Source organism: Algoriphagus kandeliae, assembly GCF_004571135.1.
Lineage (GTDB): Bacteria > Bacteroidota > Bacteroidia > Cytophagales > Cyclobacteriaceae > Algoriphagus > Algoriphagus kandeliae.
The window spans coordinates 23,478-42,827 of the sequence record NZ_SPSB01000001.1 but is presented as its reverse complement, the minus strand read 5'-3'; the positions used below and the strand labels follow the sequence as shown (position 1 = coordinate 42,827).

Here is a 19,350-nt window from a genome sequence, read left to right as displayed (position 1 = left end):
GTTCAAATCTCGATTGGAGATTCAAACATTCCTCTCAATGCCTTAAAAACGAAGCATCACATAGCCTTGAGGCACGTAGGTAGTAGCTGTAGTTAGCATAGAATGAGCGACTTCTACACCTGGCCAAAGGTCTTCCTTGCTTAATTTTCGAACCACCATGGACTGTCCACAAACCAAGATATCCGCACCTGCTTCTTTCAAGGCATCGAATACTTTCAAATTCGGATTTTCCACATCGTAGCGGTCCTTGTAGTTTTTATCATTCAAAAGGGAAAAAATTGCTCCTCCATGTACCACTACTTTGACGTGAAGTCGATCTTTCGGCACGCCAGCCAAGCCATGCAAATTCATTAAGCGAGCAACATTATCCACATAGCGGTTGATGGCTTTTGGATCCTCTGCCCCACTGATTAGGTCAACCAGAATTTTGTATTCCAAAGTTGGGTCAGGTCGTTCGGTCGCATCGGGCACTTCGTAAATGCCTCCAAAACCCTTTACAATGGGATAATGTTGCGTCTGAGCCTGAAGACTAGAAACACCTAGGAAAACGAGGAATAACAGGGAGAGAAAGATCTTTTTCATGACAAGTTGATTTGATCGAAAAATAGCCAAAAATCCAGTTTAAAAACTTGCCATTAATAAAAAAACCTTCCCGATTTGGGAAGGTTTCGTGCGCATGAGAGGATTCGAACCTCCACGCCCATAGAGCACCACCCCCTCAAGATGGCGTGTCTACCAGTTTCACCACATGCGCGGATTAGGATTGCAAAAGTAGAAAGGGACAGCATCCCATGCAAACCCTTTCCCTGCTTTTGCGAAAATATTTTAATGGTAAATTTTACCCTCTGCAGCTAGCAAAGTATTGTACAAAAGAGAGGCAATTGTCATCGGACCTACTCCTCCCGGAACAGGTGTAATGGCAGAAGCTTTTTCGGAAACTTCATCAAATTTCACGTCTCCGATCAGTCTAAAACCGGATTTTTTACTAGAATCTTCGATTCTGTGAATTCCCACATCAATAACCACAGCGCCTTCCTTCACCATATCGGCAGTTACAAATTCAGGCTTACCAATCGCCACAATCAGAATATCAGCAGTTTTTGTGATTTCTGCCAAGTTCTTGGTTCGGCTATGAGTCAAGGTAACAGTTGCATTTCCTGGATAGCCATTTCTAGCCATCAAGATACTCATCGGGCTACCGACAATATGACTTCGACCAATCACCACGCAGTGTTTTCCTGAAGTTTCAATTTCATAGCGCTTCAATAGCTCTACAATTCCATAGGGTGTAGCTGCAACATAAGCAGGCCAGTGGAGAGTCATCCTTCCAACATTGGCTGGAGTAAAGCCATCCACATCCTTTTCAGGTTTGATTTTATCAGTTACACGCTCGACGGAAATATGTTTTGGAAGAGGCAATTGAACGATCAACCCGTCGATTTCAGGATTATTATTGATGTCTTCCACCACCCGAAGCAATTCACTTTCCGAAACGCTTTCCTCCAAACGTACCAAGGTAGATTCAAAACCCACTTGCTCACAGGCTTTCACCTTTGCCCCAACGTAGGTTTGGCTAGCACCATCATTACCTACGAGTACCGCCGCCAAATGAGGAATTTTTCCACCTTCAGCTTTTATTTCGGCTACCCGAGCAGCAATTTCATTTTTGATGTCTTGTGAGGTTTTTTTTCCGTCGATGATTGTAGACATAGGATTTACGATGTTTGATTTACGATTTACGATTTACGAAGCTAAATACTTATCAATCGTCAATTAGTAACTCTTGCTGTTTTTATACTTGATACAACTATCGCAATAATCTCATTTGATTCTTTTAATAGTCGCTTTATTTCACTTGATAACTCTTGGTTTTTATTGATTTCCTCTAATAATTCTAAAAAGAACTGACTTTCATCTGCCTCCTCCTCAACTATCTTCAATTTATTTATGAAATCAGCTTTCGATTTTGCTCTTCCTACTGCCCGGTAATTTGCAGCAACAGAACTTGAGCAACGAATCAATTGATTTACATAGTTATTATATTCTCTCGATTGAGGCAATTTGGAACATAAATACCAAACATCGATCGCAAAACGCTTTGTTCGTTCCTTAATTTGGCTCCTCATATAGTAATTGTTTAGATATCATGAAAACTAAAAACAATTGCTATGGAATTTTAGGAATGCAATTCAATTATTCGCCGTAAATCTTAATTCGTAAATCGTAAATCCCTTAATCTAGCTTCAGAACCGCCATAAACGCCTCCTGAGGAACCTCGACATTTCCTACTTGGCGCATGCGTTTCTTACCTTTTTTCTGCTTCTCGAGCAATTTACGCTTACGGGAAATATCACCACCATAACACTTCGCCAATACGTTTTTACGCAAGGCCTTAATTGTTTCTCGGGCAATAATCTTAGTTCCGATAGCTGCCTGAATGGCAATTTCGAACATTTGACGAGGTACTAATTCCTTCAACTTCTCACAAAGTCGCTTACCCCACTCATAGGCTTTATCTCTGTGAACGATTGCTGACAAGGCATCTACAGGTTCTCCATTCAACATGATATCTAGACGAACCATGTGAGATGGCTGGAATCCTTTCAATTCATAATCCAAAGAAGCATAACCTCGGGAAATGGTCTTCAACTTATCAAAGAAGTCAAATACAATCTCTGCCAAAGGCATATCAAATTGCAGCTCAACTCGATCGGAAGTCAGATAAACTTGGTTTTTGATCTGCCCCCGCTTTTCCATACACAATTGAATCACCGGCCCCACGTACTCAGCCGCTGTGATAATGGAAGCTTTTACAAAAGGTTCTTCAATATGCTTGTATTTATTCGGGTCAGGCATGTCAGAAGGAGCATTGATGACATTGTAGGTATTGTCATTCATCAAGGCTCGGAACTGAACGGATGGCACCGTCGTAATCACCGTCATATCAAACTCACGCTCCAAACGCTCTTGGACGATCTCCATGTGTAGCATTCCCAAGAAACCGCATCGGAAACCAAATCCCAAAGCTGCTGAAGTTTCAGGTTCCCAAACCAAGGATGCATCATTCAACTGAAGCTTTTCCATGGAAGCCCGCAATTCCTCAAATTCAGAAGTATCTACTGGATAAATACCTGCAAATACCATAGGCTTTACGTTTTCAAAGCCTTGAATCGCTTTTTCGCAAGGCCGCTTAGTGTGGGTAATAGTATCACCTACTTTTACTTCCTTCGCCACCTTGATACCGGAAATCAAGTAACCTACGTTTCCGGCGCTCATGGCCTGTTGAGGGATTTGATTCAAACCAAGGATTCCGATTTCATCGGCATCGTATTCCCGTCCAGTATTGACGAATTTAATTTTATCTCCTTTTCTGAGGGTTCCGTTAAAAATCCGGAAGATTACCTCTACCCCACGGAATGAGTTGAATTCCGAATCAAAAATCATTGCCTGCAAAGGCGCATCAGGATCTCCTTTTGGAGCTGGGATTTTCTCAACCACTGCATTCAGGATATCCTCAATTCCGATTCCTTCTTTTCCTGAAGCCAAAATGATATCTTCTCGATCACAACCAATCAAATCAATCACCTCATCAGCTCGCAATTCTGGATCAGCACCAGGTAGGTCAATCTTATTTAGGACAGGGATAATCTCCAAGTCATGCCCCATCGCCAAATACAAATTGGAAATAGTCTGAGCTTCAATACCTTGAGAAGCATCCACGATCAATAGCGCTCCTTCACAGGCAGCAATGGAGCGGGAAACTTCATAAGAAAAATCGACGTGTCCCGGAGTATCGATCAAATTGAGAGTATACTCTTCTCCCTTGTAATTGTATTTCATCTGGATCGCATGAGATTTGATCGTGATTCCTCGCTCACGCTCCAAATCCATATCGTCCAATAATTGATTTTGCATCTCCCGGTCAGTTACCGTATTGGTAAACTGCAACAACCTATCCGCCAGTGTACTCTTCCCATGGTCAATATGGGCGATGATACAGAAATTTCGAATGTTTTTCATAGCCAATTGTGCCGCAAAAGTAGGGAAAAAGAAGGAGAATATTCCCTGAAACTAGGTGAAATACCTTAACAATAAATGGTTCCAAATGTTGAAAGAACTTGCTTTGCAAGATATGCTTCACTTCGTTTAGCGAGATATGCCTTCGGCAAGATATTTTGCAAAGCTTTAACATTTAATTTACCCCGAAGCTATCTTTTCCCTATCTAGGCAAAGCCATATCTTAAACTATCTGCGTAGCTATCTTTCCTGATCTTGGCGAAGACTATCTTAAAAATTATCTGCGAAGCTATCTTATGGAGATTTTTTACCTTTGTCCATCGTATTCAACCATTCCATGAAATCCATCGCTGACAGAAAAAAATCACAAAATATTGGGGAGTATATTATTTACCTCTACCAACAGGAGGACTTGATTCGGTCTTTTCAGGGAAATCTGGAAGAAATCCGTCAATATGTAGTTTCACATTTTCCTGTCGAAGAGGTAGAAAAAGAATCCATTTTCGAATGGTATCAAAATCTTCGAAATCAGATGGAAAGCGAAGGAATTTTAGATAAAGGACATCTATCGGAGACCAAAAAACTCGTCGATGAACTCTCTTCTTTGCATTGGCAACTTGTCAAATCGGACAAGACTTATTTTGAGACTTTTCAAAAGGCCAAACCACATATTCTTCAAGCTGTGATGGATGCCGAAGGCCAAGATTTGGGAAATGAGGTTCAGATTTGCCTCAACGGAGTCTATGGACTTTTGCTTTGCAGACTACTGGGCAAGAAAGTTTCGGATGAGCAATTGAAATCAGCTGAGGCCTTTGGTGAAGTTCTAAGCTTATTGAATTTGGTTTATCAGCAAGAGATTATTTCTAGGAATTGAATGGGCGAATTATAAAATTAGAAAATTGAAAAATTTGAAAATTACTACTTGGAATTGCGCAGGAGCCCTAAGAAAAAAATTTCATCTTTTAAGAGACCTAGATTCTGATATTTATATCATCCAAGAATGTGAGAACCCAAGCCAATCAAATGACTTTGATTATAAAAATTGGGCAAAAAATCATCTTTGGATTGGCGACTCCATACATAAAGGGCTCGGAATTTTTGCAAATATTGAAATTAAACTAGAAAGATTAAATTGGACTAATACATTTAAGGATAATTCAGTTAAATATTTTTTACCCTGTAAAATCAACAATTCCTTTCAACTACTTGGTGTATGGACCCATCGAAATAATTCTCCTAATTTTGGATATATAGGACAATTTTGGAAATACCTTCAAACCAACCTAGAAAACTTTGAAGAGATAATAATCGGGGGAGATTTTAATAGCAATGTTATCTGGGATCAATGGGACAGATGGTGGAATCATTCAGATGTAGTAAAGACTTTAGAAGAAAAAGGGATAAAAAGTCTTTACCATGAATTTTTTAACGAAAGGCAAGGAGATGAAAAAAATCCAACTTTTTACCACAGAAAAAATCTGAATAAACCCTATCATATTGATTATATTTTTGGTTCATTTTTTTTTCATGAAAATCTTATAAAAGTTGAAATCTTAGATCAAAAGATTTGGATTCATCATTCTGATCATATCCCGGTTTCAGCAATTTTTCAATTTTAAATTCTTTAAATATTTAGCCTACCAAAAACTCCCAAACACTTCTATAGCCTCCCTTTTCTTCAAAATAACCCAGTAAAGAATCAAAGAAGGAGTTGCTAGCCAAAGTGCTGCTATCTCCGATCAGGACCAGCTTGCGCTTGGCGCGGGTCAGGGCGACATTCATCCGGCGCTCATCAGCCAAAAAACCGATCTCTCCCCGCTCATTGGACCGGGTCAAGGAAATTAGCATCAAATCCCGCTCCTGACCCTGAAATCCATCTACTGCATCAATGGTAATCAAGTCTGAAAAAGCCTTGAGATTGGGAAAATCATAGCTTTCGAAAATCAAATACCTTAAATACCGAACTTGAGCGGAATAGGGAGCGATCAAACCAATCGTCCATTGATTCTCTTTGAATTTGGCAACTCCGATTCGCTTGATCAGATCCTCCAAATAGCGACAGGCAAATTTTCCCTCCTCAGGATTAAAGGTGCTCAGACTCTCCTCCTCTTGTCGGTCAGTATAGCCAGCGCCTGCCGTATCAATCCATTCTAGGACGGGTTCATTCTCAAAAAAATGAGCTTGGGTATTTTCAGCCGCCTCTAATTTTCCTCTATAAAAATATTCATTCGAGAAGCCCATGATCTCTTCCTTCATTCGATATTGAACCTGAAGCATTTGAGCAGTTTGCGGTTTTCTCTGTATTACTTTTTCGAAAAGTGTTACTTCCAACCCTGATTTGGCAGCCTCAAATGATTTGATGGTCGGTGGGAGTTGGAGATGATCTCCCGCAAAAACCACTTTCTTAGCTTTCAAGAGGGGAATCCAAGTAGCGGCTTCCAATCCCTGAGCTGCTTCATCAATAAAAACCACATCGAAAGTCATTCCCTTCAAATGAACCGAAGAAGCCCCTACTAGCGTACTTGCGAAAACCTGTGTTTTCTGGAAAATATCATAAGAAATATACTCTTCCAGATGCTTTGCTGCTTCCCGGATTCTTCCTACCTCATCGAAAAGTAATTTTCGCTGTCTACGCTCCTCAGGACCAAAGTTTCGCTTGTATTGTTTGGCTAGCTTCAGGTATTGATCGATTTCTTTTCGAAGTTTCTTGAGATCGCGAAAACTTTCATGAAAAGCAGTTTTAGCATCTAGGGTTTGATTCAATATCTTTTCCTCTACCCGAGCAGGATGCCCAATTCGAAGTGTATTTATTCCTTGATCGGTGAGCTTTTCAACCAATAAATCTACCGCAGCATTACTTGGTGCACACACCAAAACAGATTGTCCAAGCTGCACCGCTTCCGAAATTGTCTGAATCAGCGTGGTTGTTTTTCCGGTTCCGGGAGGTCCATGAACAACGGCAACATCTTTTGCCTCCATTACCTTTTGACAAGCCTGGATTTGAGAAAAGTTTAAGTTCCCTCGATTCAAAGTCGGTTGACTCGAAAATGAAGGTTCTTTATCTCCCAAAAGAATTTCTCTCAATTCACGAAGACGGATATTTTCAGGATTAATCACTTTTTTCAAGGCAAATTCCATTTCCCGATAGCTGCCCTCATCAAATAATAAATCCACACCTAAACGTGTGCTATCCATCCACTCAGGCAGTTCATCAACTTGGAGCGTCACAATCATGGAGTCTTTTTTGACCTGATTGATCACGCCATTGATTCGATTTTCAGATTTTGAAAAGCCTTCTTGTGTGGAGAAAAACGCCACGGATTTTCCGGACTGAAAGGCTGAGTTTTGCTGAGGATCCAACTTTTCTATCTCCACCAAAAGCCGCTCTCCCATTCCGATTTTTGCCTTTTTTACTTGAATAGGATGCCAGGTAATTCCCTCCTTTTTCTTATCGGAAAGGGAAGTATTCAAAAATTTTTTCTTGTACTGGGCTAAGTCTTCCTCCCATTCCAAGCGCAAAAGTTTCAGTCCTTTTTTTAATTCCTCAGTGACTTTGTCCATCAATCCGTATTTTGTGGACGAAACTAATCAAAACCAAGAGAGTTTTCCGATAGTCCTCGATCATGAATTTCCTAGCTCATGCTTTTCTGTCATTTGGTCATGAAAAAATTCTTGTTGGGAATTTCATAGCCGATTTTGTCAAAGGAAAGCAGATGGGAAATTTTGAAAAACAAATTCAATTAGGAATTCAGCTTCATCGATCCATCGATTCTTTTACGGACTCCCATCCGCTCGTAAAAGCAGCTCAAACTTACTTAAGGCCTAAATTCGGACATTATTCCTCTGTGATTACGGATGTTTTTTTTGACTATTTCCTAATCAAAGATTGGAGTGAATTTTCTGAAGAACCCTTAGAGAAATTTATCCAAAACATTTATATCACCCTTGATCGCTATGCGCTGATTTTTCCTGCTCGGTTTGCGGGAATGTATCACTGGATGAAAAAGGAAAATTGGCTTTTGAATTATGGTAAAATCGATGGAATTCGTCGTTCATTGTCCGGTATGGCCAAAAGGACCCAATTCGATTCGAAAATGGAGCAAGCTCATCTGGCCTTGATCGAAAATGAAGATGAATTTGAAGTCATTTTTTTCGCTTTTTTCAGGGAATTAGAGAGTTTTGCCTATCAAAAATTAACCGAACTAGAAAAAGAAGCATGATTGTCATCAAACCAAAAGGTTCTACCTACTTCTCATTGGGACTTATTGTCCTTGTTTTGATAGCAGGACTCATCATGATTCTTCGAGATTTCGCTTACAAAGGGAGTTTTGGGCTTTGGTTTTATTTGGTTTCCGCCACGATTATCACCCTCGTGCTATTAATGCTTTTAGTCAAAATGATGGCAGGGTTCCGGTTTATCACCGCTGGCAAAGATCATATCGTACTCAAATTACCTCTAAGAAGCTTTCAAAAAGCTTACCCCATTTCTGAAATTCTAGCTTGGGAGGAGGAAACCGTGATCGCGAATAAAAAGGAATTCCGGCAGCTGACGGTAGCTTTTTCGGATCAACAGTCATTTTCCGTATCAAACCATGAACACAATTCCTACACGGAATTGGTAAAATACCTTCGCAAAAAAGCACCTAAAAAAGAGGTGAAAAACAAAAAAGCCTGATTGCTCAGGCTTTGTCTTATCGTTGATTTCTGAAGTGCTTATCGTAGAGTTGAATACTCTCAGTGATAATCCGCAAGGCTTCCTCTTTTCCTAGAAAGTCCTCCACTTTTACTTCTTTATTTTCAAGCTTTTTATAGTCTTCAAAGAAACGATGAACCTCTTTCATCAAGTGAGGAGGAAGCTCATCTATGTCATTGATGTAATTCACCGACTGATCGCCTGCTGCGACAGCAATTATTTTATCATCAGCCTCACCTCCATCAACCATTCGCATCACACCAATCACTTTTGCCTCCACCAAAGTCATGGAAGGAATATCGATCTGGGAGATAATCAGAATATCCAAGGGGTCATGGTCCTCACAATAGGTCTGAGGAATAAATCCATAATTTGCCGGATAATGTACTGCTGAAAACAATACCCTATCCAGCATCAGCATTCCGGACTTTTTGTGCAGTTCATATTTGCCCTTACTTCCTTTTGGAATTTCCACCACGCCCATTACGATCTCGGGCGCATTTTTCCCGATGTTCACATCGTGCCAAGGATTTATCATACGGATTTGTTTTGTTGAGTAAAAAGTTTCCTGCAAAGATAGGCTTTCAAGGGCAAAAGCCCAGCCTTCATCAGAAATTCAATGAAGGAAGAACCACTCGAACTGTCGTTCCTTCATTTAGAATCGACTCAAGTTCCACATTTCCACCCAATTGCTCGACGGCTTCTTTGACCATATACAAGCCCAAACCCGTACCCACGTTTTTCTGGGTTGCTCGTGTAAAAAGATTAAATACTTCCGGATGGTGTCGGTCTTCGATTCCTATTCCATTGTCCTCCAACATGATAAATGCTTGACCATCTCGTACATCCACAGTTAAGGCAATTCGCTTTTCTCCAGGTTCGTTTTTTTGAAACTGCACGGAATTGGAAAATAGGTTATTCAAAATCACCCGAATTTTGGAGTCATCGGAGTAAAATTCTTCATTTTGATTGACCTGCACCTCTACATGAAAATGGGTTAGGTCAAATTTTGCCCGATAGGCTTCCATCTGTTGATTGATCACTTCCTTGAAATTGATCGAAGTGATTTTATGATCAATTTTCGTAGAGCGATAAAAGTCGAGCATCTTATAAATAAAATCGTCCAGCTTAGTAGTAGCCGAATCGATCATTTCAAAAAACTCCAATACATGCGGATCTGAGATTTCCATTTTGGCGAGCTTGGAAACCCCAGAAATACTCATCAAAGGTCCTCTCAATTCGTGCGATAAACTATACACAAACTGATTCATCTCCGTGTGGAGTTTTTGAAGTTTTATGTTTTTATCCTTCAACTCTTGACGCATGAAATAAATATCTGCGGCATTTTTAATGGAGTTTTTGATTTGCTCAATATTCCAAGGCTTATCAATAAATCGATAAACCTCCCCTTTGTTGATCGCGTCAATAACTGAAGCGATATCCGAATAACCTGTCAAAAGAATACGGACAGGATCCGGATTGATTTCAATCATTTTTTCGAAAAATTCAGTACCTGTCATTCCCGGCATTCGCTGATCAGCAATGACTACATGAATTTCTTCCTCTTGGACAATTTTTAGTCCTTCAAATGCATCGATGGCAGTAAAAATTTTGAAATCTCTTCGTAAGGTTGCCCGAAAAGATTTCAGGTTGTTGTCTTCATCATCGATGTAGAGCACGCGAATGTCACTACTATTCATGCTTTACGTTGCTTTGGTGTACAGGTAGTGTAATTTTAAAAATAGTTCCTTGGCCGACTTCGGTTTCAACTTCCATCGTACCCTTATGATTTTCAATTATAGAATAAACAATTGAAAGCCCCAAACCTGTACCCTTGCCAACTGCTTTTGTGGTAAAGAAAGGTTCGAAAATTCGTTGCTTGACATGTTCCGGCATGCCTGGACCATTATCTTCTATTTCTATCGAAACTGTCTCCCCAAAAGATCGGGTACGGATCTCGATTTTCGGATCTTTTATCTCGTCTATATGATCGCTCAGGGCATGAACTGCATTGTTGATAATGTTCATGAAAACCTGATTGATTTTGCCTGCCAAGCATTCTACCATTGGCAGCTCTCCAAATTCCCTCACAATTCTAATTTTTCCAGGAATAGAGCTATTCAATAGAATCAAGGTACTGTTAATTCCATCGTGCAGATCCACTTTTTTGACATCCTGCTCATCAACACGTGAGAATAGTCGAAGCCCTTTGACAATTTCAACTGTCCGTTTTGCCCCTTCTTCCATTCCTTTGAGAAGCTGGTTAACTTCCTCCAAGACATAATCCAATTCCAGTTCCTCTTCCAAGTCTGCTGCTTTCTTCTTAGAACCCTCCTGGAATTCTTTCTGTGCAGTTTCCCGATAGAATTCAATGACCTCCATGATATCATTAATATCACGTTTTAGAGGAGTGATATTAGAACTCACAAAGTTGATAGGGTTATTAATCTCATGAGCAATACCAGCTGTCAACTGACCAAGTGAAGCCATCTTTTCCTGACTCACCAACTGACTTTGGGTATTTTGAAGATTTCGAAGAGCCTGCTCCAATTCGTCGGTACGCATCCGCACTTTTTCTTCCAACAAGGTATTTTGCTCTCTCACCAACTCTTCGTTTTCCTTCAATACCTTCAACCGCTCGGCTTGTTCTCTTTCCTTTTCTTTCTTTAAAATGTTGATCTTATCTGCCAAAGCAAAGGATAGTAACAGAGCTTCAAATGTCGACCCAATTGTGAAAATATAATTTGTTAAAAAATTATGAGGCAGAATATTTAAATCACTCAAAAGAAAAATAACCATACTACAAATCAAAAGGAACCACGAAATCAAAAAGAATTTTGCCGGTCTATATCCTTTTTTAAGGCTGTAGAATGATATTGATAGTAAATAAAAAGGAACAATTCCTAAGAAAACTTGAAGAAACCTGAATTTTAATTGCCCAATTCCTAGATCAAAAAGAAATGAAAATAAAATAAAAAAGTATACCCCTATAATCAATCTACCGAAAAAGAAAACCTTCCGATTAAAATCTTTTATTTTAAGAAATTTAAGCGAATAATAAATTCCTACTATATTAACAATTGAGGTGCTTATATAGAAACTATAATTCCTTAAGAAGAAGTTATTTGACCAAAAATAGCTATCTATGTAACCCCCTAATATCCCTTGAGTTAACCCAACAAAGAATATATACGAAATATATAAACCATAAATATTATCCTTTGTAGAAATCCACAAGAATAGATTATAAAAAAACATTGCGAAGACTACACCGAAGTAAATTCCAAAAAATAAATTCCTTTCATTAACAGAAAAGGATATATCGTCAGTAGTTACAATTTCAAGAGGAATATTATTATTCCCAAAACTAGAGACTTTCAGAAAAAGCGTATTCCCTTGGAAATCTGACAAATCCATGAAATTAAAAAAGCTATCATAATCTTCCTTCGAAAAATTTAGCCTACCTGTTTTTTCGTATAAAGCTCCATTTGAATCATATAACTCTATACTATTAAGCATAGGATTTGGAACTGACAAATACTTATTAGAAGTATCTTTTTCCAAATCACTTAATTCAATTTTAACCCAGAAAGGCTCATCTGAATAACCTAAAGAAAGATAGCTTTCATTGGATTCATTAAAATCATTATTTGATAAATCAACAATATTTTGAATTTCGGATAAATTTTCTGATGATTTAACCCATCCAATAAATTCAAAATCTTCTTTCTCCTTTTGTTTGCAAGAAAAGATAAGAAGAAGGATTAAAAATAAAATTAAATTCCTATTTATCATTCTATATATGAAGTGTATTCAAGAGAAACATCTCGTCCTCTATAATTTTCCTTAATCAATAACCTTTTATTATTTCTAATTTCAAAGATTGACTCTCTATGTTCTTCTGAGGTTTTAGGCAAATTAACTGCATCATGAAGTTTCATTGCGGTTGCAATCAAATCTAATTTTGGATAATAAAACGTCCCATTATTTCCTACCTCGGTCAACACTTCATACCCCATTTCTAAACCGAGTTTTACTGTTGTGGGAGCAAAAAGTGCATAAAGTGATGTTAATCCAAGTTTTGGTGTCAATGCTAGGCAAGCTTTTGACATAAAAATTGCTCCTATACCTAATCCTGTTACTTTCCTAGAATTCCATAACCCACATATCTCTCCAGTACCAGCATCTAAATCTTTATTGATAACCTCCTTGATACTGCTATCTAGGTCTTCAATTGCCTCCACCATAGGTAAAGGATATTGTTCGTTCGCTTTATGAATCCTAGCTCCGCCATACACCATGTTGTCTTCGCTTGATTCTACGATTACCACAATAACATCAGGATTGAACATCCAGTCATTATTAGCCGAAGTCACCTTTTTAACTCCTATACTTTCTAATACCTGACGATGGCCTTCGATGAACTTCTCACACCTTTCGCGATCCTCTACCGCCTTAAAAGCAATCAAACGAAACATTCCTTCATATCCTAATAAGTGTCTCACTTACATCCCTGCGGTAAGAGCGCATACTTGGCTCTCCAGCAAAATTCAACCTGAACATAAAAATTTCTTCCATACCATCCTTGACCCCATACAATTTTTTTAAAGCTTGGTAGTGTTCCGCAATCAATTGAGTTTCCGGTTCTTCAAAACCATGGTCCTTTTCACGCTTGACTCTTTGGAAGATAAACAAGGAAGCAGTAACAGGCTGGAACGCTATTCCCATCATATTAGCTTTTATCCAAATGCGTTGAAGAATTTTTCCTGCTTCCAAAATTGATTCCGGGGTGTATTTTTTACTCTGTAGCAAAAATATGGCCGAGCTTGCCATCAAGGTGGAATGAGATATTTTTGTCAACCCATATCCCATCAAGAATTTTCTGAAAAACTTAACTGTTCGAGGATCTTTCAAAAGTCCCATGGCTGCTCTTTCGGCACCACTCAGTTCCAAGGTGGCTAGATCTATCCCATCCTTTGTTTCCCGTGCCTCTTTATCATTCCATCTCACTTCTTGAATAAAATCCTGAAGACCTTGCTCATGAAACAATCGCATTCGGTCCATTCCTCCCAAAATCTCAGAAAGCTTTTCGAGGTCTTTTTCATCAGTCAAAAAATCAAGACTCATTTCTTTAGAGTCCACTAAAGAAAGTATACTGTCCAATTGATCCTCGTTTAATGGTTTTCTTTTTGGATTTTTTCTATTAGTGCAACGGATGCCTACTCCGTCAAATAAATCCAAATGAGGAATATTTAAAGATTGATTTTGCTTGCTAACAAATCGAACACTTGCGATCAAATCGTCATCAAATTCTCTGATTTGAGGTATTACTTCGATTTCAATTCCATGCTTTCCGCAGAAAATTCTCAAGTTCTCCAAAGCTGCTCCAAAAGCGATCAAAGAACCAGTGCCCTTATAATCCAACAAGGAAAAACTTCGGACTTTATCGTGGAAGAGATGCAAAATCCCCCGCTGATCCAAAACCCAAATCCAAGGTTGAATATTTCCTCCCGATGGAGCGAGGTTAGCAAAGGAAATCATTTCTTCTAGTTCCTTTTCCGAGGGGAGATAGCCTGAAGGAAGAATGTCATCTGGAATTGCAGCTTTGAAATCCCCATTTTGTACGTTTTTCAGATCAGGAACCTTGATTTCCTCCAGAGCCTCCAAATGCACAATCTCATCCAAGTCCACATAGTACCGGCCTGATTTTACCTGATCTCCTAGCAACAGTCGTCTACCAACATGAGCTACCGAAGCTCCTCCCAAAAAAACCGCAGATGCAAGCTGTGGCCAGCTACTGATGGTTTGGCCAACCTCCAATAGTGAGGCTTTCATCCTAGGAGAAAGGGTATCAGTTCCGGTTATTTTTAAACCTATACCGACTTTTTGCTGAGTGGTAAGGTTTTTCAATGAGCTTAAGTCAATATTCCCCATCAATCCGTGGAATATGGGGCGATCAGGCTCCAAATCAAAGCGCTCCACATCAAGCATTCCTCGGTCGGATGTATCCATTAAAACCGGAATCCCATAAAACTTGGCCTTCTCGCGAAGCAAAATCTTCATGTCAAGACTATCGCATTCATCGATCACCAAGTCCAACTTGCCATTTGCTGTAAAAAAGTCGTCTATGTTTTGTTCAGTAACTCCCTTACGATAAAGTGTAAGATTGAGATATGGATCAATTTCAGAAATTTCTCTGGCGGCGATTACTACTTTTTCAAGCCCTAGACTGGTTACACCTGCCTTCAAGCGATTTAGGTTACTGAGTTCGAGCGTATCAAAGTCAGCAAGCCTCATTTCGCCACAGCTTCGCTCCAAAGCCATAGCCAAAGCTATGCTTTGACCTACGGAAAGTCCTACAATACCAATTTTCTTTCCTGCCAAATACTCATGTTCCTGGGGAGTGATTTTATAATTATTTCGAATAGTACGAATTCGAATAAAATCTTCTTTAGGAAGAATATGCACTAGATGATTCTTCCATGGATAAAACACCCAAATCCCATAAGTCTCTGATTCCTCTTTTTGAAAAAAATCCTTCGCTTTATTAGTAAGTTCTTCAGAAGAATAGGAAACCGAAGGCGATGCAGCCTTAATAAGGTCTTTTACCTGACTTTCAATTTGATCGACAATTACTACATAAGGCAACTCCTTCAACCTCAAAATCTCCTCCATATGCTGGGGCAGTTTTGGATCAAGAAGTATAGGAAAAGCCAGACTCTCCAGATCAATTTTGGGTGAAGCTAACATTTAGGTAGCATAATTAGGGTGATATGCAAAGTAAAGTTAGTTTTTGATTTTTATTCTCAAACCAAATTCAAATTAAATTTTATAAGTTTAATTTAAGAACTTGATAGAGAAAGAATGAAAAACAATTGTTGTTTGTTTTTGCCAAGAAAAAATAATTATTTGGAGAAATTTTAATTCGTTCCCAGCTGGGTCAACAAATGGAAGATAAGAAAGAAGAGAAAATCAGAATTCTATATGTGGACGATGAAGAAAATAATCTTCAAGCGTTTAAGGCCACTTTCCGAAGAGATTACAAGATTTTTTTAGCCATTTCAGCCGAAGAAGGCAGAGAAATCCTAAAAAATGAGGATATCGAAATCATCATTACTGACCAACGGATGCCCGAGCAAACTGGCGTAGAATTTTTGGAATCTATTATCCCTATTTATCCTAATCCTATTCGTATTCTCTTGACAGGATATACGGATATTCAAGCTGTGATCGATGCTATCAATAAAGGTCAAGTGTATCACTACCTCACCAAACCCTGGGAAGAGGACTATCTACGTACAGTGATCAAAAATGCTTATGAGGTATTCTCCCTTCGACGTGAAAACGAGAGATTAACTCAAGCGTTGATTAAAGCGAATGAGCAATTGGAATTTTTGCTTCGACAAAATCTTCTTTCCTGATTTAGTATCTAGCAGCTAGCAAAAGCTGAAGCTCTTTATGGGTGAGGTCAAATTTCCTAGCTAAATAGGCATTAGTTAGGCTACCTCGGTAGGTATATACCCCTCTCAAAAACCAGCGATAGTTGAAAATCATTTCTTCAGCACCTCCCAAATCTGCCATTTGTAAAATGATAGGGGTAAAAATATTGGATAGAGAGTAAGAGGCGGTGCGGGATACTCTGGATGCAATATTTGGGACGCAATAATGAATTACATCATGAACCATAAAAGTAGGATTTTCATGCGTAGTCATTCTTGCTGTTTCGATACATCCCCCTTGATCAATCCCCACATCAATAATGATGCTTCCATGCATCATGTTGGCCACCATTTCCTCATTAACCACGATTTTATTTCTTCCCTTCTCAGCGCGAAGAGCCCCGATGACCACATCAGCCTCGGCTAGGGCTTGAGTTAAAGTAAGATTGTCAATGGTGGAAGTATAAATCTGTTGTCCTAGGAGCTGCTTAAGCCTTCTCAGCTTGTAAATATGGTTATCGAAAACCTTGATATTTGCTCCAAGCCCCAAGGCCGTTCTTGCAGCATATTCAGCTACAGTGCCTGCGCCGATAATCACCACTTGAGTAGGAGGAACTCCAGTTACGCCGCCCATAATTAAGCCTTTTCCATCATTGACACTAGAAAGGTACTCGGCGGCGATGAGCATAACAGTACTTCCGGCTATTTCAGACATCGCGCGAACAACCGGCATCCCACCTACTTTATCTTCCAAGTATTCGAAAGCAATTGAGGTGATTTTTTTTGCATTTAGGGCTTCAATAAACTCCCGATTTTGCCTACCAATTTGAAGTGCAGAAATCAAACAACTTCCTGGAGTCATTTTCTCGATCTCAGATAAATCAGGTGCATCAACCTTCAATACCACTTGAGCTTGAAGAGCTTCTTCTGGAGAATAAACCACTTTGGCACCAGCATCTGAATAATCTTGATCTGAGAATTTGGATGCTTTTCCAGCCCCCGTCTCCACCACTACTTCCAAACCATTATTGGTGAGAAGTCCCACAGCTTCCGGAGTCAACACCACCCTTCGTTCTTCAGATGATTTTTCCTTTGGTAAGCCAATTGTGATCGATCGCTGTCCTTTTTGAACCATTGCAGGGGCCTCCTTCGGTATTAAGCTTGCTGCTGCGATTTCTTTGATTTCGTTAGGCATCTTGGAAATGTTCTAGGGTGATTTTTCGGCTCGTAGGACTATTATAGTCAATTTTTACCAGAAGAAAATGATCCGGGAGATAGTCACCCAGTTTTTCAGGCCATTCTATCCAGCAATAATTTCCACTATAAAAATACTCTTCTATTCCGATATCCAAGGCTTCTTCCGGATCATCAAGACGATAAAAATCAAAATGATAGATGGTTTCACCCCCTATAGTCTCATAATGATTTACCAGAGAAAAAGTAGGACTGCTAACTTCATCAACCAATCCTAATTTTTTTCCTAATATCTTAATCAGGGTGGTTTTACCTGCCCCCATTTGGCCTTGGAAAATCCAAATCTTCTCATCTGAAGCTTGGTCGATGAGCCATTGCGCTACCTCTTCCAAGTCCTTCAATTCATAAACCTTCGAATCCAACGTCTTCTTATTTTGACCTGAGATATAATATCGGAACGATCATTTCCTCCAAAGATACACCACCATGCTGAAATGTATCCTTGTAATAGTTGACGTAATAATTATAATTGTTTGGATAAGCGAAAAAATAGTCCTCCACAGCAAATACGTAGGCACTCGAAACATTCAGCTTTGGGAGTTTTGCTTCCTCAGGTTTAGAAATCTCAAAGACTTTCCCATGCTCAAAACTGAGGTTTTTACCCTGCTTGTATCGAAGGTTAGTGGTCACATTTTTATCTCCAACGATCCGATAAGGCTTGTTTACCCTTTTTGTCCCATGATCTGTAGTGATAATAACTTCCGCCCCTGCCTGCTGGATTTTTTTCAGCATTTCAAAGAGTGTTGAGTGTTCAAACCAACTTTTGGTCAGGGATCTATATGCTGATTCATCTGGAGCCAATTCCCTGATCATCTTCATATCGGTCCTGGCATGGGACACCATATCCACAAAATTGTAAACCAAAACGTTCAAATCATTTTGAAGCATGTTGTGGAACTGGTCCAGAGCATTTTTCCCTTGGTTTGCCTGAAGAATTTTGGTGTATGAAAATTTAATATTGAGTCTATTTTTCTCCAGATTGATACGAAGCCAATCTTCTTCAAAATTATTTTTCCCCTCATCGGAATCCTCATTTTCCCAGTATTGAGGATAAAACCGGGCCATATCCATGGGCATCATTCCACTGAATAAGGCATTCCTTGCAAAAGCAGTAGTCGTAGGTAAAATACTATAATAGGTATCTTTCTCTTGAATCGTAAAATATGGAGCAATCAAAGGCTCCATATCCTCCCACTGATCCAATCGCAAATTGTCAATAACAATGAAAAATAAAGGATTTCCTGTTTTTATTCGAGGAAACACTTTTTTGCGCATAACCTGATTTGAAAGTAAAGGCTTTTCAGCATTTCGCTCATCCATCCAACTCAAATATTCCTTTTTTATAAATCGAGCGAAATTCGCATTTGCCTCCGTCTTTTGGGTTTCCAATACCTCCTGCATGCTTTTGTTTTCAGTCTGATCAATCTGAAGTTCCCAATAAGTCAACTTCTTGTAGATATTAGACCAGTCCTCATGATCAACTGCTTCTCCCAAAGAGGTGCTGATATTCATGAAATCCTGCTGATAGCTCAGTGTGGTTTTTTCTTCAATGAGCTGTCTATTTTGAAGAATTTTCTTAACAGAAAGCCAAATTTGACTTGGGTTGAGTGGTTTGATCAAGTAATCAGCAATTTTTCCCCCAATCGCATCATTCATAATCTGCTCTTCTTCGCTTTTTGTGATCATGACTACTGGAATTTGAGGTTTGATCTGCTTGATCTGCTGAAGCGTCTCTAGTCCGGTCATTCCCGGCATCATTTCATCCAGAAAAACTAAATCGAAGGATTCCTTTTCGATTTCATCTACGGCATCCACCCCTGAATTCACCGTAATGATTTCATAGCCCTTTTGTTCCAAAAATAAGATGTGAGGTTTGAGCAGGTCTATTTCATCATCTGCCCAGAGAATCCTTGCTTTTTGAGTCATGCTGATTTCTGATTCTTTTAA

18 protein-coding genes, 1 tRNA gene and 1 pseudogene are annotated in these 19,350 nt (G+C 39.3%); 5 read left to right on the top strand and 15 right to left on the bottom strand.

All coding sequences use genetic code 11. From position 1 onward, the window contains the following. Positions 1-42 precede the first annotated feature (42 nt). From E4S40_RS00210 to lepA, 5 genes are all read right to left on the bottom strand, one after another. Positions 43-582 carry a DsrE family protein gene (locus E4S40_RS00210; RefSeq protein WP_135069098.1) on the bottom strand — a complete coding sequence of 180 codons (540 nt, stop codon included), beginning with the start codon at positions 580-582 and terminating at the stop codon, positions 43-45. Between the two features lie 89 nt (positions 583-671). Continuing rightward, a tRNA-Leu gene (locus E4S40_RS00205) sits at positions 672-754 on the bottom strand. Positions 755-825: 71 nt separating this feature from the next. Continuing rightward, positions 826-1,710, bottom strand: a complete 885-nt coding sequence (gene folD / locus E4S40_RS00200) for a bifunctional methylenetetrahydrofolate dehydrogenase/methenyltetrahydrofolate cyclohydrolase FolD (RefSeq protein WP_135069095.1) — start codon at positions 1,708-1,710, stop codon at positions 826-828. A gap of 59 nt (positions 1,711-1,769) precedes the next feature. Continuing rightward, positions 1,770-2,126 (bottom strand): four helix bundle protein, encoded by a 357-nt coding sequence (locus tag E4S40_RS00195; protein ID WP_135069092.1) that lies wholly within the window; start codon positions 2,124-2,126, stop codon positions 1,770-1,772. Between the two features lie 106 nt (positions 2,127-2,232). Beyond that, on the bottom strand, positions 2,233-4,020 hold the full coding sequence (gene lepA / locus E4S40_RS00190) for a translation elongation factor 4 (RefSeq protein ID WP_202615313.1): 1,788 nt from the start codon (positions 4,018-4,020) through the stop codon (positions 2,233-2,235). Positions 4,021-4,354: 334 nt separating this feature from the next. Here lepA and E4S40_RS00185 point away from each other — a divergent pair, with 334 nt between their 5' ends. After that, complete coding sequence (locus tag E4S40_RS00185; protein ID WP_135069086.1) at positions 4,355-4,891, top strand: DUF4924 family protein; 537 nt, start codon at positions 4,355-4,357, stop codon at positions 4,889-4,891. Between the two features lie 34 nt (positions 4,892-4,925). Continuing rightward, complete coding sequence (locus tag E4S40_RS00180) at positions 4,926-5,636, top strand: exonuclease/endonuclease/phosphatase family protein (protein WP_135069083.1); 711 nt, start codon at positions 4,926-4,928, stop codon at positions 5,634-5,636. A 13-nt stretch (positions 5,637-5,649) separates the two neighbouring features. Here E4S40_RS00180 and E4S40_RS00175 read toward each other — a convergent pair whose 3' ends face one another. Then, entirely contained in the window at positions 5,650-7,578 is a 1,929-nt protein-coding gene (locus tag E4S40_RS00175; RefSeq protein ID WP_135069080.1) for an AAA domain-containing protein, read from the bottom strand. 62 nt (positions 7,579-7,640) lie between these two features. Between E4S40_RS00175 and E4S40_RS00170 the strand changes: the two genes are divergently transcribed. After that, positions 7,641-8,237 (top strand): acyl carrier protein phosphodiesterase, encoded by a 597-nt coding sequence (locus E4S40_RS00170; protein ID WP_135069077.1) that lies wholly within the window; start codon positions 7,641-7,643, stop codon positions 8,235-8,237. Beyond that, the gene (locus E4S40_RS00165) at positions 8,234-8,692 is read left to right on the top strand and encodes a hypothetical protein (RefSeq protein WP_135069074.1); all 459 of its coding nucleotides are present in this window, start codon (positions 8,234-8,236) and stop codon (positions 8,690-8,692) included. Before E4S40_RS00170 ends, E4S40_RS00165 begins: the two co-directional genes overlap by 4 nt. A gap of 16 nt (positions 8,693-8,708) precedes the next feature. On the opposite strand, the gene E4S40_RS00160 is transcribed toward E4S40_RS00165, so the two are convergent. The 6 genes and pseudogenes from E4S40_RS00160 to E4S40_RS00140 all read right to left on the bottom strand — a co-directional run bounded on the left by E4S40_RS00160 (position 8,709) and on the right by E4S40_RS00140 (position 15,460). Next, entirely contained in the window at positions 8,709-9,248 is a 540-nt protein-coding gene (locus tag E4S40_RS00160) for an inorganic diphosphatase (RefSeq protein WP_135069071.1), read from the bottom strand. Positions 9,249-9,318: 70 nt separating this feature from the next. Then, positions 9,319-10,410 (bottom strand): hybrid sensor histidine kinase/response regulator, encoded by a 1,092-nt coding sequence (locus E4S40_RS00155; protein WP_135069068.1) that lies wholly within the window; start codon positions 10,408-10,410, stop codon positions 9,319-9,321. Beyond that, complete coding sequence (locus E4S40_RS17200) at positions 10,403-11,401, bottom strand: sensor histidine kinase (RefSeq protein WP_237563130.1); 999 nt, start codon at positions 11,399-11,401, stop codon at positions 10,403-10,405. The genes E4S40_RS00155 and E4S40_RS17200 overlap by 8 nt, the downstream gene beginning before the upstream one ends. Beyond that, positions 11,402-12,505: pseudogene (locus tag E4S40_RS17195) on the bottom strand (7TMR-DISM family protein); the annotation flags it as partial. It lies immediately after the preceding gene. Continuing rightward, positions 12,502-13,188, bottom strand: coding sequence for a hypothetical protein (locus tag E4S40_RS00145; protein ID WP_135069062.1), 687 nt, complete (start codon positions 13,186-13,188; stop codon positions 12,502-12,504). The pseudogene E4S40_RS17195 and the gene E4S40_RS00145, both read right to left, overlap by 4 nt. A 4-nt stretch (positions 13,189-13,192) precedes the next feature. Further along, positions 13,193-15,460, bottom strand: a complete 2,268-nt coding sequence (locus E4S40_RS00140; protein ID WP_135069059.1) for an Rv1355c family protein — start codon at positions 15,458-15,460, stop codon at positions 13,193-13,195. A gap of 197 nt (positions 15,461-15,657) precedes the next feature. Here E4S40_RS00140 and E4S40_RS00135 point away from each other — a divergent pair, with 197 nt between their 5' ends. After that, a complete protein-coding gene (locus tag E4S40_RS00135) occupies positions 15,658-16,131 on the top strand; it encodes a response regulator (protein WP_135069056.1) in 474 nt (157 codons plus the stop codon). A 1-nt stretch (position 16,132) separates the two neighbouring features. On the opposite strand, the gene E4S40_RS00130 is transcribed toward E4S40_RS00135, so the two are convergent. The 3 genes from E4S40_RS00130 to porX are packed head-to-tail and all read right to left on the bottom strand — an operon-like array spanning position 16,133 to position 19,329. Beyond that, complete coding sequence (locus E4S40_RS00130) at positions 16,133-17,344, bottom strand: alanine dehydrogenase (protein WP_135069053.1); 1,212 nt, start codon at positions 17,342-17,344, stop codon at positions 16,133-16,135. Next, the gene (gene tsaE / locus E4S40_RS00125; protein WP_135069050.1) at positions 17,337-17,765 is read right to left on the bottom strand and encodes a tRNA (adenosine(37)-N6)-threonylcarbamoyltransferase complex ATPase subunit type 1 TsaE; all 429 of its coding nucleotides are present in this window, start codon (positions 17,763-17,765) and stop codon (positions 17,337-17,339) included. The genes E4S40_RS00130 and tsaE overlap by 8 nt, the downstream gene beginning before the upstream one ends. 7 nt (positions 17,766-17,772) lie before the next feature. Next, positions 17,773-19,329, bottom strand: a complete 1,557-nt coding sequence (gene porX / locus E4S40_RS00120; RefSeq protein ID WP_135069047.1) for a T9SS response regulator signal transducer PorX — start codon at positions 19,327-19,329, stop codon at positions 17,773-17,775. Positions 19,330-19,350: the final 21 nt, after the last annotated feature.

Coding starts and splice junctions, on each gene's coding strand:
- E4S40_RS00210 (WP_135069098.1), bottom strand. CDS start 582: ATGAAAAAGATCTTTCTCTCCCTGTTATTCCTCGTTTTCCTAGGTGTT.
- folD (WP_135069095.1), bottom strand. CDS start 1,710: ATGTCTACAATCATCGACGGAAAAAAAACCTCACAAGACATCAAAAAT.
- E4S40_RS00195 (WP_135069092.1), bottom strand. CDS start 2,126: ATGAGGAGCCAAATTAAGGAACGAACAAAGCGTTTTGCGATCGATGTT.
- lepA (WP_202615313.1), bottom strand. CDS start 4,020: ATGAAAAACATTCGAAATTTCTGTATCATCGCCCATATTGACCATGGG.
- E4S40_RS00185 (WP_135069086.1), top strand. CDS start 4,355: ATGAAATCCATCGCTGACAGAAAAAAATCACAAAATATTGGGGAGTAT.
- E4S40_RS00175 (WP_135069080.1), bottom strand. CDS start 7,578: ATGGACAAAGTCACTGAGGAATTAAAAAAAGGACTGAAACTTTTGCGC.
- E4S40_RS00170 (WP_135069077.1), top strand. CDS start 7,641: ATGAATTTCCTAGCTCATGCTTTTCTGTCATTTGGTCATGAAAAAATT.
- E4S40_RS00165 (WP_135069074.1), top strand. CDS start 8,234: ATGATTGTCATCAAACCAAAAGGTTCTACCTACTTCTCATTGGGACTT.
- E4S40_RS00160 (WP_135069071.1), bottom strand. CDS start 9,248: ATGATAAATCCTTGGCACGATGTGAACATCGGGAAAAATGCGCCCGAG.
- E4S40_RS00155 (WP_135069068.1), bottom strand. CDS start 10,410: ATGAATAGTAGTGACATTCGCGTGCTCTACATCGATGATGAAGACAAC.
- E4S40_RS00145 (WP_135069062.1), bottom strand. CDS start 13,188: ATGTTTCGTTTGATTGCTTTTAAGGCGGTAGAGGATCGCGAAAGGTGT.
- E4S40_RS00140 (WP_135069059.1), bottom strand. CDS start 15,460: ATGTTAGCTTCACCCAAAATTGATCTGGAGAGTCTGGCTTTTCCTATA.
- E4S40_RS00135 (WP_135069056.1), top strand. CDS start 15,658: ATGGAAGATAAGAAAGAAGAGAAAATCAGAATTCTATATGTGGACGAT.
- E4S40_RS00130 (WP_135069053.1), bottom strand. CDS start 17,344: ATGCCTAACGAAATCAAAGAAATCGCAGCAGCAAGCTTAATACCGAAG.
- porX (WP_135069047.1), bottom strand. CDS start 19,329: ATGACTCAAAAAGCAAGGATTCTCTGGGCAGATGATGAAATAGACCTG.